Source organism: Pantoea sp. EA-12 (genome assembly GCF_030053355.1).
Lineage (GTDB): Bacteria > Pseudomonadota > Gammaproteobacteria > Enterobacterales > Enterobacteriaceae > Pantoea > Pantoea vagans_C.
Genome location: NZ_JASGBY010000017.1, coordinates 90,410 through 106,549 on the forward strand (window position 1 = coordinate 90,410; position 16,140 = coordinate 106,549).

At 54.6% G+C, this 16,140-nt stretch carries 14 protein-coding genes; 5 read left to right on the forward strand and 9 right to left on the reverse strand.

Features of this window, described 5'->3' with window-relative positions; genetic code table 11:
- Positions 1-25: 25 nt before the first annotated feature.
- Together glpK and QMZ30_RS21350 are read right to left on the reverse strand one after the other, a co-directional pair.
- On the reverse strand, positions 26-1,537 hold the full coding sequence (glpK, locus tag QMZ30_RS21345; protein ID WP_034823749.1) for a glycerol kinase GlpK: 1,512 nt from the start codon (positions 1,535-1,537) through the stop codon (positions 26-28).
- Positions 1,538-1,566: 29 nt separating this feature from the next.
- A complete protein-coding gene (locus tag QMZ30_RS21350; protein WP_058970402.1) occupies positions 1,567-2,415 on the reverse strand; it encodes an MIP/aquaporin family protein in 849 nt (282 codons plus the stop codon).
- 421 nt (positions 2,416-2,836) lie between these two features.
- Between QMZ30_RS21350 and zapB the strand changes: the two genes are divergently transcribed.
- Entirely contained in the window at positions 2,837-3,076 is a 240-nt protein-coding gene (gene zapB / locus QMZ30_RS21355) for a cell division protein ZapB (RefSeq protein ID WP_034823745.1), read from the forward strand.
- A 63-nt stretch (positions 3,077-3,139) separates the two neighbouring features.
- Here zapB and rraA read toward each other — a convergent pair whose 3' ends face one another.
- From rraA to priA, 6 genes are all read right to left on the reverse strand, one after another.
- Positions 3,140-3,625 (reverse strand): ribonuclease E activity regulator RraA, encoded by a 486-nt coding sequence (gene rraA, locus QMZ30_RS21360; RefSeq protein WP_034823742.1) that lies wholly within the window; start codon positions 3,623-3,625, stop codon positions 3,140-3,142.
- Positions 3,626-3,778: 153 nt separating this feature from the next.
- Positions 3,779-5,113: an ATP-dependent protease ATPase subunit HslU gene (hslU, locus tag QMZ30_RS21365; RefSeq protein ID WP_039328277.1), complete on the reverse strand. Its 1,335-nt coding sequence runs from the start codon at positions 5,111-5,113 to the stop codon at positions 3,779-3,781.
- Positions 5,114-5,124: 11 nt separating this feature from the next.
- Entirely contained in the window at positions 5,125-5,655 is a 531-nt protein-coding gene (gene hslV / locus QMZ30_RS21370; protein ID WP_071885763.1) for an ATP-dependent protease subunit HslV, read from the reverse strand.
- 187 nt (positions 5,656-5,842) lie between these two features.
- Positions 5,843-6,718, reverse strand: coding sequence for a cell division protein FtsN (gene ftsN, locus QMZ30_RS21375; RefSeq protein ID WP_283228873.1), 876 nt, complete (start codon positions 6,716-6,718; stop codon positions 5,843-5,845).
- 149 nt (positions 6,719-6,867) lie between these two features.
- Positions 6,868-7,905 carry a DNA-binding transcriptional regulator CytR gene (gene cytR, locus QMZ30_RS21380; RefSeq protein ID WP_283228874.1) on the reverse strand — a complete coding sequence of 346 codons (1,038 nt, stop codon included), beginning with the start codon at positions 7,903-7,905 and terminating at the stop codon, positions 6,868-6,870.
- A 167-nt stretch (positions 7,906-8,072) separates the two neighbouring features.
- Positions 8,073-10,271, reverse strand: a complete 2,199-nt coding sequence (priA, locus tag QMZ30_RS21385; protein WP_283228875.1) for a primosomal protein N' — start codon at positions 10,269-10,271, stop codon at positions 8,073-8,075.
- A gap of 222 nt (positions 10,272-10,493) precedes the next feature.
- Between priA and rpmE the strand changes: the two genes are divergently transcribed.
- On the forward strand, positions 10,494-10,709 hold the full coding sequence (gene rpmE / locus QMZ30_RS21390; RefSeq protein ID WP_021506837.1) for a 50S ribosomal protein L31: 216 nt from the start codon (positions 10,494-10,496) through the stop codon (positions 10,707-10,709).
- Positions 10,710-10,786: 77 nt separating this feature from the next.
- Here the strand turns inward: rpmE and metJ are convergent, their stop codons facing one another.
- Positions 10,787-11,104, reverse strand: coding sequence for a met regulon transcriptional regulator MetJ (gene metJ / locus QMZ30_RS21395; protein ID WP_034823729.1), 318 nt, complete (start codon positions 11,102-11,104; stop codon positions 10,787-10,789).
- 277 nt (positions 11,105-11,381) lie between these two features.
- Between metJ and metB the strand changes: the two genes are divergently transcribed.
- The 3 genes from metB to metF all read left to right on the forward strand — a co-directional run bounded on the left by metB (position 11,382) and on the right by metF (position 16,079).
- Positions 11,382-12,542 carry a cystathionine gamma-synthase gene (gene metB, locus QMZ30_RS21400; protein WP_039328291.1) on the forward strand — a complete coding sequence of 387 codons (1,161 nt, stop codon included), beginning with the start codon at positions 11,382-11,384 and terminating at the stop codon, positions 12,540-12,542.
- Positions 12,543-12,544: 2 nt separating this feature from the next.
- The gene (locus tag QMZ30_RS21405; RefSeq protein WP_283228876.1) at positions 12,545-14,977 is read left to right on the forward strand and encodes a bifunctional aspartate kinase/homoserine dehydrogenase II; all 2,433 of its coding nucleotides are present in this window, start codon (positions 12,545-12,547) and stop codon (positions 14,975-14,977) included.
- Between the two features lie 205 nt (positions 14,978-15,182).
- Positions 15,183-16,079, forward strand: coding sequence for a methylenetetrahydrofolate reductase (gene metF / locus QMZ30_RS21410; protein ID WP_283228877.1), 897 nt, complete (start codon positions 15,183-15,185; stop codon positions 16,077-16,079).
- The last annotated feature ends 61 nt before the right edge of the window (positions 16,080-16,140 follow it).

Below are 16,140 nucleotides of genomic sequence, written 5' to 3' on the forward strand. Positions count from 1 at the left end.
CAGGGTGCCGCGGGTCAGTTGAGTATTACTCTGAGTCTTCCCACGCTTGTGCGCGCGCCACAGCTTTCTTCCAGCCGGCGTAACGTACGTTACGTTCGGTGGTTTCAATGCTTGGACGGAACTCGCGCTCAACCACGGCTTTCGCACGCACTTCTTCCAGGTCGCTCCAGAAGCCAACCGCCAGGCCCGCCAGGTAAGCGGCGCCTAATGCTGTGACCTCACGCACTTCTGGACGCTCAACGCGGGTGCCCAGAATGTCTGACTGGAACTGCATCAGGAAGTTGTTAGCAACCGCACCGCCATCGACACGCAGGGACTGCAGGCGTGTACCCGCATCATTCTGCATGGCTTCCAGTACGTCACGCGTCTGGTAAGCGATCGATTCCAGAGTCGCGCGGATGATGTGGTTAGCATTCGCACCACGCGTCAGGCCAAAGATGGCACCACGTGCATACGGATCCCAGTATGGAGCGCCCAGACCGGTAAACGCTGGCACCATGTAAACGCCGTTGGTGTCTTTCACTTTCAGCGCGAAGTATTCAGAGTCAGTTGAATCACTGATCAGCTTCATCTCATCACGCAGCCACTGAATGGACGCGCCGCCGATAAACACCGCACCTTCCAGTGCATAGTTCACTTCACCGCGTGGGCCGCAGGCGATGGTGGTCAGCAGGCCGTGGGTGGAGGTCACCGCTTCGGTACCGGTGTTCATCAACATGAAGCAGCCAGTGCCATAGGTGTTTTTCGCCATGCCAGGTTGCACGCACAGCTGGCCGTACAGTGCCGCCTGCTGGTCACCTGCAATACCGGCGATAGGAATACGCGTACCGCCTTTACCACCGATGTTGGTCTGACCGTAGATTTCAGAAGAGCCTTTCACTTCCGGCAGCATTTCGCGCGGAATATCAAGGATCTCCAGCATGCGCTCATCCCACTCCAGCTTGTGGATGTTGTACATCATGGTACGCGAGGCATTGGTGTGATCGGTGATGTGTACGCGGCCCTGTGTCATTTTCCACACCAGCCAGGTATCAACGGTTCCGAACAGCAGCTCGCCACGTTTTGCACGCTCACGCGCACCTTCCACGTTGTCGAGAATCCACTTCACTTTGGTGCCAGAGAAGTACGGGTTAATCACCAGACCGGTGGTGTGCTGGATGTACTCTTCCAGACCCTCTTTTTTCAGCTTGTTACAGTAATCCGCAGTACGCGGATCCTGCCAGACAATGGCGTTGTAGATTGGCTTACCGGTCTCTTTATCCCACACGATGGCGGTTTCACGCTGGTTAGTGATACCAATAGCGGCAATTTCATCAGAGCGAATGTCGGCATGAGCCAGCACTTCTACCAGCGTTGAGCTTTGTGAGGCCCAGATGTCCATTGGGTCGTGCTCAACCCAGCCCGCTTTCGGGTAGATCTGGGTAAATTCACGCTGTGAGACGGCGACGATGTTCGCGTCATGATCCAGTACCACGGCACGGGAGCTGGTCGTGCCCTGATCGAGCGCGAGAATGTATTTTTTATCAGTCGTAGTCATTTTATTTTCCTGATGATTAACGATGAAACTTACGCTTTACGCTGCTCAGCGCGTGCGACCGGTTTTTCTGTTTTGCTGGCTTCCGCCACATTGACAGGCAAGTTACGGCCAATCAGTGAACGGTAACCGAAGGCTCCGAGGCAGGCACCCACTAATGGGCCAAAAATCGGAACCAGGAAGTAAGGAATATCTTTGCCACCGGTAAAGGCCACGTCACCCCAGCCGGCGATGAAGGCAAACAGTTTTGGACCAAAGTCACGTGCCGGGTTCAGTGCGAAGCCGGTGAGTGGGCCCATTGAACCGCCAATCACGGCAACCAGCAGACCAATTAACAGCGGCGCCAGCGGACCACGAGGTACACCATTGCCGTCGTCAGTCAGTGCCATAATCACCGCCATCAATACTGCCGTAATCACCATCTCCACCAGGAAAGCCTGACCTACAGTGATGTGTGGGTTTGGATAGGTAGAGAAGATACCGGCCAGGTCGAGACTCTGCACGCTACCGCGTACCATTTGATGGCTGGCTTCATAATCAAAGAACAAATTGTAGTAGAGACCATAAACCAACGCCGCCGCACAGAAGGCACCGGCAACCTGCGCCAGGATGTAGGGCAGAACTTTACGGCCTTCGAAGTTAGCGAACAGGCACAGTGCGACGGTAACGGCTGGATTCAAATGCGCACCTGACACGCCCGCACTGAGATAAACTGCCATGGAGACAGCTAAACCCCAGATAATACAAATTTCCCACTGACCGAATGCGGCACCCGCCAGTTTCAGCGCCGCCACACAGCCTGCACCAAAAAAGATGATCAAACCGGTGCCGAGAAACTCGGCGATGCACTGACCTTTTAGTGTGTTCGTTGTCTGACTCATAATGGTATTCCTGAAGCGAGGTTAAATTTTATCAGTTTTTGTTCTCAATCCATGAGTCACCCAGCTCTTATGTAGGGCTGATGTGAATTTATCGTTAACGAGCATAAACGAGAAATAGCGAAATCGAAATATGTGTACTGCGTCATAAAAATGCGCGTTTTCGCGTCTTTTGCTTTTCTTTATGACCCATTAACCCTGCTGTCACTGGGTGCAATACCGTGACCGCGCGCAAAAATGCGCGAACGTGAGCGTTTTTTTAAGCATTAACTGAAAAGTGTTACAGACTAGCGTTGCAGGCCCTGTGCCGCTGGACTTGCAAGGTCTCGCTACATACAATCGGGACATCGTGGCTGGACGCACCATAACAAGGCAGTCCCAGCACCATCAACGCCTTGCAAGAGATTTAGGAGAGGTCAGAAAGATGTCATTTGAAGTGTTCGAAAAACTGGAAGCGAAAGTACAGCAGGCGATTGATACCATCACTCTGCTGCAGATGGAAATTGAAGAGCTGAAAGATCAGAACAATACGCTGCGCAACGAAGCCAGCCAGGCTTCTGGCAACCAGGATGCACTGGTACGTGAAAACCAGCATCTGAAAGAAGAGCAGCATGTATGGCAGGAGCGCCTGCGTGCACTGCTGGGAAAAATGGAAGAGGTTTAAGCCAGCATTTAAACATCAGCGCTTAAACCAACGGGTGCCTCGGCACCCGTTTTATTTTGTAGCTTACTCGATATCGAGTGCGTCTTCCGACAGGATGATACCGGTATTGTCGGCATACAAGTGGTCACCGGAGAAGAAGGTGACACCACCAAAGTTAACGCGAACGTCACTTTCACCAATACCTTCACCTGCAGCGCCTACGGGAATCGCGGCAATCGCCTGAATGCCGATCTCCAGCTCCTCCAAATCGTCAACCTGGCGCACGGAACCGTAAATCACCAATCCTTCCCACTCATTTTGCGCGGCCAGACGTGCCAGTTGTGCATCTACCAGCGCGCGACGTACGGAACCTCCGCCGTCAATGACCAGCACACGACCCCGACCATTCTCTTCGAGTAAATCATAGAGCAGGCCGTTGTCTTCGAAACATTTCACTGTGGTGATTTGCCCACCGAATGAGGTGCGTCCGCCAAAATTTGAAAAAAGCGGTTCAACCACGTTCACTTCTTCATGGTAGATGTCACAGAGTTCGGAAGTATCGTATTTCATGAGGGTATCGTCTGTTTGCCACAGGAGCGGTAAGTATATCGCTATCTGAGGATTGTTGGCAAAATCATCAACCGTCAAAAAAAGCGCTGCATCAATATCCTGCGTAAAAAAATGCCCGGCGCAGTGGCCGGGCATCGCATATCGATGAGACGATTACAGAATAAAGCGGCTGAGATCTTCGTCTGCCACCAGCACGTCCAGATGTTTGCCTACGTACTCTGCATCGATGGTGATGGATTCACCGCTACGATCGCTGGCGTCATAGGAGATATCTTCCATCAGACGTTCCAGCACCGTGTGCAGACGACGCGCACCGATGTTCTCGGTGGTTTCATTGACCTGCCATGCGGCTTCAGCGATACGACGAATGCCGTCTTCGGTGAAATCGACATTCACACCTTCTGTGCCCATCAGCGCTTTGTACTGCACGGTAACGGAGGCATTAGGTTCTGTCAGAATGCGCTCAAAGTCATTCACAGTCAGCGCTTGCAGCTCAACGCGAATCGGTAAACGGCCCTGCAGTTCTGGAATCAGATCCGATGGGCTCGCCACCTGGAATGCGCCGGAAGCAATAAACAGGATGTGGTCAGTTTTGACCATGCCGTGTTTGGTTGAAACGGTGCAACCTTCTACCAGTGGCAGTAAGTCGCGCTGCACGCCTTCACGTGAAACATCAGGACCGGAAGACTGGCCGCCGCGCTTACAGATTTTGTCGATTTCGTCGATGAAAACGATACCGTGCTGCTCAACAGCCTCGATAGCGTCCTGCTTCAACTCTTCCGGATTCACCAGTTTTGCCGCTTCTTCCTCGATCAATAGCTTCATCGCGTCTTTGATCTTCAGCTTGCGTGCTTTCTGCTTCTGGCCGCCGAGGTTTTGGAACATCGACTGCAACTGGCTGGTCATCTCTTCCATGCCAGGAGGAGCCATGATCTCAACACCTGCAGAAGAGGCCGCCAGATCGATCTCAATTTCTTTGTCGTCCAACTGGCCTTCACGCAGCTTCTTGCGGAAAGACTGGCGTGCAGCAGAAGGTTCAGCGGTGTGCTCCGCCTGGCCCCAGTTATTTTTTGCCGGTGGGATCAGCACATCGAGAATGCGCTCTTCAGCCATCTCTTCGGCACGGTATTTGTTTTTCTCGATCGCCTGGCTGCGCACCATCTTGATAGCGGAGTCGGTCAAATCACGAATAATCGAGTCCACTTCTTTACCGACATAACCAACTTCGGTGAATTTAGTGGCCTCAACTTTGATGAAAGGCGCGTTGGCGAGTTTTGCCAGACGGCGAGCGATTTCGGTTTTACCGACACCGGTCGGGCCAATCATCAGAATGTTTTTTGGTGTCACTTCATGGCGCAGCTCTTCGTCGAGCTGCATGCGGCGCCAGCGGTTACGCAGCGCAATCGCGACGGCCTTCTTGGCGCCATCCTGGCCAATGATGAAGCGGTTAAGCTCGCTGACAATCTCGCGGGGAGTCATCTCAGACATGATTTTAATCCTTACGCCTTAGACGGTAATTCTTCGAAGTTGATGTTGTGGTTGGTGTAGATGCAGATATCACCCGCGATGTTCAGCGCTTTCTCTACGATATCGTGCGCACCAATGTCCGTGTTCTCCAGCAGGGCGCGTGCCGCTGCCTGGGCGTAAGGTCCGCCAGAACCGATGGCAATCAGGTCATTTTCCGGCTGAATCACGTCACCGTTACCGCTGATGATCAACGAGGAGTTTTCATCAGCGACCGCCAGCAGTGCTTCAAGACGGCGCAGCATGCGATCGGTACGCCAGTCTTTTGCCAGTTCGACCGCGGCTTTCACCAAATGACCCTGGTGCATCTCCAGCTTGCGCTCGAACAGTTCAAATAGGGTGAAGGCATCTGCAGTACCGCCAGCAAAACCAGCGATGACTTTGTCGTTGTAGAGACGACGCACTTTCTTAACATTGCCTTTCATCACGGTATTGCCGAGAGTCGCCTGGCCATCACCGCCAATTACGACTCGGCCGTTGCGTCGTACACTTACTATTGTTGTCACGGGCAGACCCCTTGTTGCAGTGGAAAAGGAACGCCGCGCACAGAGCGCGGAGTATCATGCAACCAGATATGGGGCAAGTTTGGAGGGTTTCAACCCCGAGATTTGTCTTACTTGACAGGGCAGGTGAGCTGGCGAGGTACGCTCACCCCTGATGTATGCTCAGGGGGAGTGCACTTGCCGCTCGTCTTTAAGGTAATGCGAGAGGAATACAGCTGCTGTGGCCGGAGCTGTGTAAGCGTTTGACGGTGCTGTCCGCGCTGCTGCGATCTTTAAACGGCCCGATAACCACGCGATTCCAGCCACCGCCGGTGGTGATGCGGCTTTCGAAACCTTCGAATGCCAGCCCCGCACGCACAGATTCTGCCTGATCGGTACCTTTGAACGATCCACACTGCACCATCCAGCGCTGAGAAGTGGCCTTCTCTTCCGGCTTCGTTTGTGCCGTCTCCTGCGGTTTCGGCTGTTGCACCGGCTCGCGGGTAATAGGCGCGGGTTGCTGCTGCTGACGAGTGGCCTGCTGCTGTTGGCGCTGCTGCTGTAACTGTTGCTGCTGACGCTGTAATTGCTGTTGCTGAACCTGCACCTGCTGCTGACGTTGCAAGGTTTGCTGGCGCTGTGCAGGTGTTTGCTCGTTCCATGGCACTTCGTTCAACTGCGTGGGTTGCTGGCGCATATCCGCCTGCATCTGCTCCAGCAACTGACGTTGTTCATCAGTGAGTTGGGTTTGCGACTGCACGCCACCGCCAGCAGACGGTTCAGTCGGCGTTGGCACGGTGATCTGGCGATTTTCCAGCTCTTTGATGTACTTCCAGCGCTCTTCCGGCTTAGGCGGAAGGCCGTTGCCGTTGGCTTTATGATTCGGAATGACCTCAGTCTCTTCTTTCTTATGATGAGAGATGAACCATAAACCACCGGCAAAGGTGACCAGCACGGCCACGGCCAGTACCATCATCAGCTTTGAGGTGCCGGAGCCGCCTTTGCTTTTCTTGCTGCGGCCCGCTGCGGGTTTTTTGCGACGCGTCCCTGTTGAACGCCCGCGGCCTACATAATCTCTCTGTGCCACTTTCGTTCTGATACCCTTTAAAAAATGCCAATGGGCCTGTAAATGTACTGTTAATTGCCCGGCAAGGAATGCGCCATGTTACTCAAGGGCTGGAACTTTGACCAGCAGAGTCTGCCTTCAGAATCTGCTGAAAATGCAGGGTTCCATCGCTATTTTTCGCGTTTTGCCGCTGGCGCAGTGCTCCCGCGCACGCGTAATTCCGCATCCAGTAGGCGTGAACCGTTATTGACCCGCTTGCCTTGTAACTCATCAAGCAACAGCAACATCGCTTCGCGACCGATGGCAAATCGCGGCTGGGCAACGGTCGTCAGCGGCGGATCGTAATATTGTGCCAGCTCGATATCGTCAAAACCCACCACAGAAAGGTCCTGAGGAATGCGCATGCCGAGTTTACGCGCCTGATTCATCGCGCCCAGCGCCATCAAATCGCTGTGGCAGAATATCGCTTTAGGCGGGGTCGGTAAGCTCATTAACTGTTTCAGTGCATTAGCACCCGCTTCGAAGGTGAAATCACCGTGGACAATCATCGTCGGGTCAATGGCGATATTGCTGCGGCGCAGCGCCTGAATATAGCCTTGCAAACGATACTGGCAGAGTGGGATGTGCTCAGGGCCGGTGATACACGCAATCTGGCGATGGCCGAGTTGCAGCAGATGGTTGACCGCTTCAAAGGCGGCGGTCAGGTTATCGATGTGCACCGTGGGCAGCGCCATTTCTGGGGCAAACTCATTGCCCATCACCATCGGTGGCAGATTGCGTTGATCTTCAATACCCGCCTCGAATGGCAACTGTGAACCCAGCAGCACCATCCCGTCGATTTGCCGTGTCAGCATCAGGTTCAGGAAGGTTTTTTCTTGTTGATCCTGATGCGCGCAGTCACCAATCAGCACCAGATAACCTTCCTGAGCGGCGGTCACTTCCACGCCACGAATGATTTCGCTAAAGAAGGGGTCACAGATGTCCGGCACAATCACCAGAATGGTTTGAGTTTCACCGCGTTTGGCATTACGCGCCAATCCATGTGGCGCGTAGCCCACGTCAATGACGGCCTGTTCAACTTTCTGCCGGGTGGCAGCCGAGACTTTTTCTGGATTCATCAACGCACGAGATACCGTGGCGGTTGAAACGCCGGCTTTCTCGGCCACATCTTTCATGGTGGCAGCAGATGAAGGTTGCTTCTGGTCCAACGTATAACTCCTGACGCGGTACAGCGCATTGATTTTCAGACATTGCCGGGCTTCAGCCGGGATGGGCACTATTGATAACCCAACGCCGGATGAGGTTGTTACTTAATTTGCATAAAAATTGTGACTTGTGCGACTTTTTTCGATCTGGCTCGCAGATGTGACGTGGCTTAACTCTCAGTAGGATCGATATCCAGCGTCCATTTCACCTTACGCGCGCTTGGCAAGGTTGAGATCAGGGGTAATGAACTGCTGAGCAACTGCTGCAGGCGTTTGCGGGAAGGGTGCTGTATCAGCAGTTGCCAACGCCAGCGTCCACTGCGTTTCGGCGCCAGAGCAGGAACCGGACCCATCAACCACATGGCTTCATCTTTCAGTGGGCTGGCTTCCAGCAAATTACGCAGCTGCGTCAAAAATTCTGCGGCTTGCGCGTTATCGAGGTCTTCAGCCCGAAACAGCGCATGGCTGGTCCAGGGGGGGAGTTGGACGGATTGGCGCTCCAGCAAGGTTTCGTCAGCAAAAGCGAAATAGCCGCGATGGAGCAGCGTCTGCAACAGGGGATGTTCCGGATGATGGGTTTGTAGCAACACTTCACCCTGTTTTCCGGCGCGTCCAGCGCGGCCCGCGACCTGAGTATACAGCTGCGCAAAGCGTTCGGCAGCCCGGAAGTCAGCGGAGAACAACGCGCCATCAACATCCAGTAGTGATACCAATGTCACATCGGGGAAATGGTGGCCTTTGGCCAGCATCTGCGTACCGACCAAAATGCGGGCTCCCCCGCGATGCACATCGGCCAGATGTTGTTCCAGCGCGCCTTTGCGGCTGGTGGTATCACGGTCGATGCGCGATACCGGCACGCCAGGGAAGAGTGTGCTGAGCTGCTCTTCCAGCTGTTCGGTCCCTACACCCACCGGCATCAAATGCGTTGAACCACAGCCAGGACACTGGTTTGGCAACGGGCGCTGGCTGTCGCAATGGTGGCAGCGCAACTGGCGGTGATGTTGATGGAGGGTGTAATAGCTATCGCAACGCTGACACTCGGCTAACCAGCCGCAGTCGTGGCACATTAACGCCGGAGAAAATCCGCGTCGGTTAAGGAACAGCAACACCTGATTATCGGCCTGTAAATGCTGACGCATTTTGCCTAACAGCGCGGGGGCCAGGCCGCCTTTTAGCTGCTGGCCCTTGAGATCGATCAGCTGTTGTAATGCCGGTTTGGCATTTCCGGCGCGTTTGGTGAGGTTAAGCTGGCGATACTTCCCGACGCGCACATTGTGCAGGGTTTCCAGCGCCGGCGTGGCTGAACCCATCACGACAGGAATATCCTCCGCGTGCGCACGGAACACCGCCAAATCACGAGCTTGATAGCGCCAGCCTTCCTGCTGCTTATAAGAGCTGTCGTGCTCTTCATCAATAATGATCACGCCAGGACGGGCCAGCGGCGTGAACAAGGCCGAGCGCGTGCCGATGATAATCGCCGTTTCGCCGCGGCGCGCACGCAGCCACACTGCCAGGCGCTCACTGTCGTTGAGTGCAGAGTGCAGGACATCGATGGGCGCATCAAATCGCTCGCGGAAGCGGGCGATAGTTTGGGGCGTCAGCCCGATCTCTGGCACCAGCACCAGCGCCTGTTTGCCGCGTGCCAGCACATTCTCCAGCACGCTGAGGTAGACTTCCGTTTTACCGGAACCGGTAATGCCTGCCAGTAACCAAGGGGCATAGTGCTCGTCTTCGCTGCGAATCGCACCTACTGCCATGGCCTGATCGGTGTTCAGGCGCAGGCGATCGCCTTTTACGGCAAAGGTGGTGCGCCAGTCGTGCATTTGCGGCGCGTGTTCACGCAGATCACACAGCCCTTTTGCGCGCAGCGATTGCAGCGCAGCGTCAGTCAGATCCTGTTCACTGACCTGATGGCGATAAAGCGGTTGTTGACGCAGTGCCGCCAGCGCCTGCTGCTGCTTAGGCGCACGCTTCAGGCTTTCCATCGCCACTTCACGCCCCGCGTCGTTGATCACCCACTGCCAGAGCGGGGCTTCCTGAGCCGGTTTACCCTGGCGTAACAGCACCGGCAACGCGTGGCTCAGCACTTCGCCGAGTGGGGAATGATAGTAACTTGCTGCCCAGTTGAGGATGCGCCACAGTGCGGGAGAGAACAGGCTCTGATCGTCCAGCACGCTTTCCAGTTGCTTTAGCTGCGCCAGAGGCAGATCGCTGCTTTCCTGAATCTTCACCACAATGCCAATCATTTTGCGATTGCCAAACGTTACGCTCACGCGGCTGCCGACCACTGGCTGCGGCGCGTCGATGGGCAGCAGGTAGTCAAACAGGCGAGGCAGCGGAACGGGCAGGGCAACCTGAACAACGGGCATGTCGATCTCTATCCGGTTCTGTCAAAAGGAGAAGTAGTGTACACGCTCGCTTCAGCAGCGGGTATAGATCGCAGGGATTTGCCTGATGCGGTCAAATTCTGTATACTATGCCGCCTTTGATGAGACGACTCGTCAAAGATACACTTAATTGTTCAACCGCGTGTGGTGCTGTGCAGGTTCGCCTGGCACGGAGAGCGACACGGCCTTTTATGAGGTTCTCCCATGAAACAAGGTATTCACCCGAAATACGAAGCTGTGACCATCACCTGCTCTTGCGGCAACGTGATCAACACCCGTTCAACCATGACTGGTACCCTGAACCTGGACGTGTGCGGCAAATGCCACCCGTTCTACACTGGTAAGCAGCGTGTTGTTGATTCTGGTGGTCGTGTTGATCGCTTCAACAAGCGTTTCAGCATCCCAGGCAGCAAGAAATAAGATTATTTGCCATCGAATCTTCATGATTCGGCAGCAAGAAAAAACCCAGCCAAGGCTGGGTTTTTTTGTTTCTGGACTCAGTATTCCCAGGTATCAGGATCGATGCCCATCTCACGCATGATCTGTTTGGCTTCTTCCGGAATCTCATCACTGCGTTCTTTACGCAGATCAACATCATTTGGCAGAGGCTGCCCGGTGAAAGCATGCAAAAAGGCTTCGCACAGCAATTCGCTGTTAGTGGCATGACGCAGGTTGTTCACCTGACGGCGGGTGCGCTCATCCGTTAAAATTTTCAGCACTTTCAGCGGGATAGAAACTGTAATTTTCTTGACCTGCTCGCTCTTCTTACCGTGCTCAGCGTAAGGGCTGATATATTCGCCGTTCCATTCAGCCATGGGTTACCTTAATCAATAAAAGTTGAATATGGGGAAATCCGTTGATTATGCCCGATTTTTCGATGCCTGACCGCTTAAACTGCCGGTTTTATGCTTAAACATCGCTTTTCACAGGAAAGCGCGCTGAACATCAGGCGATGACGCGTAATTTTAGCGGTTATTGATGATTTGCTCAATCTATACGCAAAGACATTTAGATGTCCAGATGTATTGACGTCTATGCGCTGAATGTTATCCTGTTGCCACTTCTTATTACACTTCAGGAACAGTAAGCACCATGACGCGTAAACAGGCAACCATCGCAGTACGCAGCGGTTTGAATGATGACGAGCAATATGGCTGCGTTGTCCCCCCGATTCATCTTTCCAGCACCTACAACTTTCTCGATTTCAACGAACCGCGTGCGCATGACTACTCACGTCGCGGAAATCCTACGCGTGATGTGGTACAACGCGCGCTGGCCGAGTTGGAAGGTGGTGTGGGCGCGGTATTGACCAATACCGGGATGTCGGCAATCCATCTGGTGACCACCGTGTTCCTGAAGCCGGGCGACCTGTTGGTGGCCCCACATGACTGTTACGGCGGCAGCTATCGCCTGTTCGACAGCCTGAGCAAGCGTGGCGCTTATCGCGTCAAATTTGTCGATCAGGGTGATAAAGCGGCACTGGCCGCGGCGCTGGCTGAAAAACCGAAGCTGGTGCTGGTTGAAAGCCCAAGCAACCCGTTGCTGCGCGTGGTGGATATCGCCGGTATTTGCCAGGCGGCGCGTGAAGCCGGTGCCGTCAGCGTGGTGGATAACACCTTCCTGAGCCCGGCGTTGCAGAACCCGCTGGCACTGGGTGCCGATCTGGTGATCCACTCTTGCACCAAATACCTGAATGGCCACTCTGACGTGGTGGCAGGTGCGGTGATTTCTAAAGATCCTGCCGTGGCAACCGAACTGGCCTGGTGGGCGAATAATATTGGTGTAACCGGCGCAGCGTTTGATAGCTACCTGCTGCTGCGTGGTTTGCGCACGCTGGCACCACGTATGGCGGCCGCACAACGTAATGCGCTGGCAATTGTTGATTACCTGAAGCAACAACCGCTGGTGAAAAAACTGTATCATCCGTCTCTGCCGGAAAATGCGGGGCATGAGTATGCGGTACGTCAACAGCGTGGCTTTGGGGCGATGCTCAGTTTTGAACTCGACGCTGATGAAGCACGTCTGCGCCGCTTCCTGAAAGCGCTGCAGCTGTTCACCCTGGCAGAATCGCTGGGTGGCGTAGAGAGTCTGATTTCGCATACCGCGACCATGACGCATGCAGGTATGTCTGCGGAAGCGCGTGCCGCAGCGGGAATTTCGGAAACGCTGTTGCGTATTTCTGTCGGAATTGAAGATCACGAAGATTTAATCGCCGATCTGGATAATGCCTTCCGGATCGCAGCCGAGGACTAAGCATGACGATTTCAGCAGGCGCGGGAACGCCGAACAAGCAGTTGCATAAATTTGGTGGCAGTAGCCTGGCCGATGCGCGTTGTTATCAGCGTGTCGCCAGCATCATGGCGGATTACAGCCAGCCGGGCGACTTAATGGTGGTCTCTGCCGCAGGCAGTACCACCAATCAGCTGATTAGCTGGCTCAAGCTGAGTCAGAGCGATCGCTTATCTGCGCATCAGGTGCAACAAGCTTTACGGCGTTACCACAGTGAGCTGATTGCTGCGCTGCTGCCTGCTGAATTTGCTGAAACCCTGACAGCTTCGTTTATTCGTGATTTGGAACGTCTTGCGGCACTGCTGGATGGCACCATCACCGATGCGGTCTATGCCGAAGTCGTCGGTCATGGCGAACTTTGGTCGGCGCGTTTAATGGCCGCGGTACTCAGCCAGCGTGATATTGAAGCGGCCTGGCTGGATGCACGTGACTTCCTGCGTGCCGAGCGTGCTGCGCAGCCACAGGTGGATGAAGGCAAATCCTGGCCGCTGTTGCAGGCATTGCTGGCACAGCATCCGCATAAACGTCTGGTGGTGACCGGCTTTATCAGCCGCAGCGATGCCGGTGAAACCGTGTTGCTGGGCCGTAATGGTTCGGATTACTCGGCCACGCAGATTGGTGCGCTGGCTGGCGTCAGTCGCGTGACCATCTGGAGTGACGTGGCCGGGGTTTACAGTGCCGATCCACGTAAAGTTTCCGATGCTTGTCTGTTACCGCTGCTGCGTTTAGACGAAGCCAGCGAACTGGCACGTCTCGCTGCCCCGGTGCTGCATACCCGCACGTTACAGCCAGTCTCAAATAGCGATATCGATTTGCAACTGCGTTGCAGTTACCAGCCGGAGCAGGGTTCCACGCGCATTGAACGCGTGCTGGCTTCTGGCACTGGCGCACGTATCGTCACCAGCCACGACGACGTCTGTCTGGTGGAGATTCAGATCCCGGACAACCACGACTTTAAAACCCAGCAGAAAGAGATCGATCTGCTGCTGAAGCGGGCGCAACTGCGTCCGTTAGCGATTGGCGTGCATCCTGACCGCCGGTTGCTGCAACTCTGCTACACCTCAGAAGTGGTGAACAGCGCCTTTAACCTGTTGCAGGACGCCGCGCTGCCGGGCCATTTGCAATTGCGTGATGGCTTAGCGCTGGTGGCGCTGGTGGGTGCAGGGGTAACGCGCAATCCACTGCACAGCCATCGTTTCTGGCAGCAAATTAAAGATCAGCCGGTGGAGTTTGTCTGGCAGTCAGAAGATCACATCAGCATTGTTGCGGTCTTGCGTGTTGGACCCACCCAGCATCTGATTCAGGGACTGCACCAGTCGCTGTTCCGCGCGGAAAAACGTATTGGTTTAATGCTGTTCGGCAAAGGCAATATCGGTTCGCGTTGGCTGGAGCTGTTTGCTCGCGAGCAGGAAAGTTTGTCGGCGCGGACCGGTTTTGAATATGTGCTGGCGGGCGTGGTGGACAGCAGCCGCAGCCTGCTGAGTTATGAAGGTCTTGATGCCAGCCGTGCATTGGCTTTCTTTGAAGATGAAGCCGAAGCGCGCGATGAAGAGTCATTGTTCCTGTGGATGCGCGCCCATCCGTTTGATGATTTAGTGGTGCTGGATGTCACAGCCAGTGCGCCGTTGGCGCAGCAGTACCTCGACTTTGCCAGCCATGGTTTCCACGTCATCAGTGCGAATAAAGTGGCGGGGGCATCAAGTGGCCAAAGCTGGCGCCAGATCCGTGATGCCTTCGCGAAAACCGGTCGCCATTGGTTGTATAACGCCACCGTGGGCGCCGGTTTGCCGGTTAACCATACGGTGCGCGATCTGCGTGAAAGCGGTGACAGCATTCTGGCGATCAGCGGCATTTTCTCCGGTACGCTGTCGTGGCTGTTCCTGCAATTTGATGGCACGGTGCCGTTCAGTGAGCTGGTGGATCAAGCCTGGCAGCAGGGCTTAACCGAGCCCGATCCACGCGTTGATTTATCGGGTCAGGACGTAATGCGCAAGCTGGTGATTCTGGCGCGTGAAGCCGGTTATGACATTGAACCAGACCAGGTGCGTGTCGAATCGCTGGTGCCAGCGGATTGCGAAGACGAGTCCATCGATCATTTCTTCGAGAACGCCGACGAGCTTAACGACCAAATGCTGCAACGCCTTGAGGCCGCGCAGGAGATGGGGTTGGTACTGCGCTACGTGGCGCGTTTCGATGCGAATGGCAAAGCGCGCGTTGGTGTTGAGGCGGTGCGTCCGGAGCATCCGCTCGCCTCGCTGCTGCCGTGTGATAACGTATTTGCCATCGAAAGCCGCTGGTATCGCGATAATCCACTGGTGATCCGTGGGCCAGGCGCAGGCCGCGATGTCACGGCGGGCGCACTGCAATCTGATATCAACCGTCTCGCGCAACTGCTGTAATCTGACCTTTCCTGCAGACGGCGTCCGTCGTCTGCATTTCCCTCTTTTAATGAAACTCTTTCACATTGGTTGAATTATTGTCACGCCTGTACATTAATTTTAGGTTGACGCTAACCCCGTAATCGTTCAATTTAAGCATCTGGACGTCTAAACGTATGGATGTTCGGGGGCCGCAAAATAATCGATGTGATGACGAGGTAACAGGATGAGTTTCTTTCACGCCAATCAACGCGAAGCGCTGAACCAAAGCCTGGCTGAGCTGAACGGGCAAATTAATGTTTCTTTCGAGTTTTTCCCGCCGCGCACCAGTGAAATGGAAGAGACCTTGTGGAGCTCCATCGATCGACTCAGCAGCCTGAAGCCAAAATTTCTCTCCGTCACCTACGGTGCCAACTCAGGCGAGCGTGACCGTACGCATAGCATCATTAAAGGCATTAAAGATCGTACCGGCCTGGAAGCGGCGCCGCATTTAACCTGTATCGATGCCACACGTGATGAGTTACGCACCATCGCCCGTGATTATTGGGATAACGGTATCCGTCATATTGTGGCTTTGCGTGGCGATTTACCGCCTGGCAGCGGCAAACCTGAGATGTACGGCGCGGATTTGGTGTCGCTGTTGAAAGAGGTCGGTGATTTCGATATTTCTGTGGCGGCGTATCCAGAAGTGCATCCCGAAGCGAAAAGTGCCCAGGCGGACCTGATTAACCTGAAGCGTAAAGTGGATGCGGGAGCCAATCGCGCCATCACGCAGTTCTTCTTTGATGTTGAAAGTTATCTGCGCTTCCGTGACCGCTGTGTGGCGGCAGGCATTGACGTGGAAATCGTGCCGGGCATCTTGCCGGTATCAAATTTCAAGCAGTTGCAGCGCTTCGCCACCATGACCAACGTTCGCGTACCCGGTTGGATGAATGCAATGTTTGAAGGGTTGGATAACGATCCAGAGACACGCAAAATGGTCGGCGCCAGTGTCGCCATGGACATGGTAAAAATCCTGTCACGCGAAGGTGTGAAAGATTTCCATTTCTATACTTTAAACCGTGCAGAGCTGAGCTACGCTATTTGTCACACGCTGGGTGTGCGTCCGCCTGCCTCGGCCTGATCATCTACAATGGAATCACGAAGAAGAGGGCCAATGTGTCCTCTTTTTTATGGGCACTGGC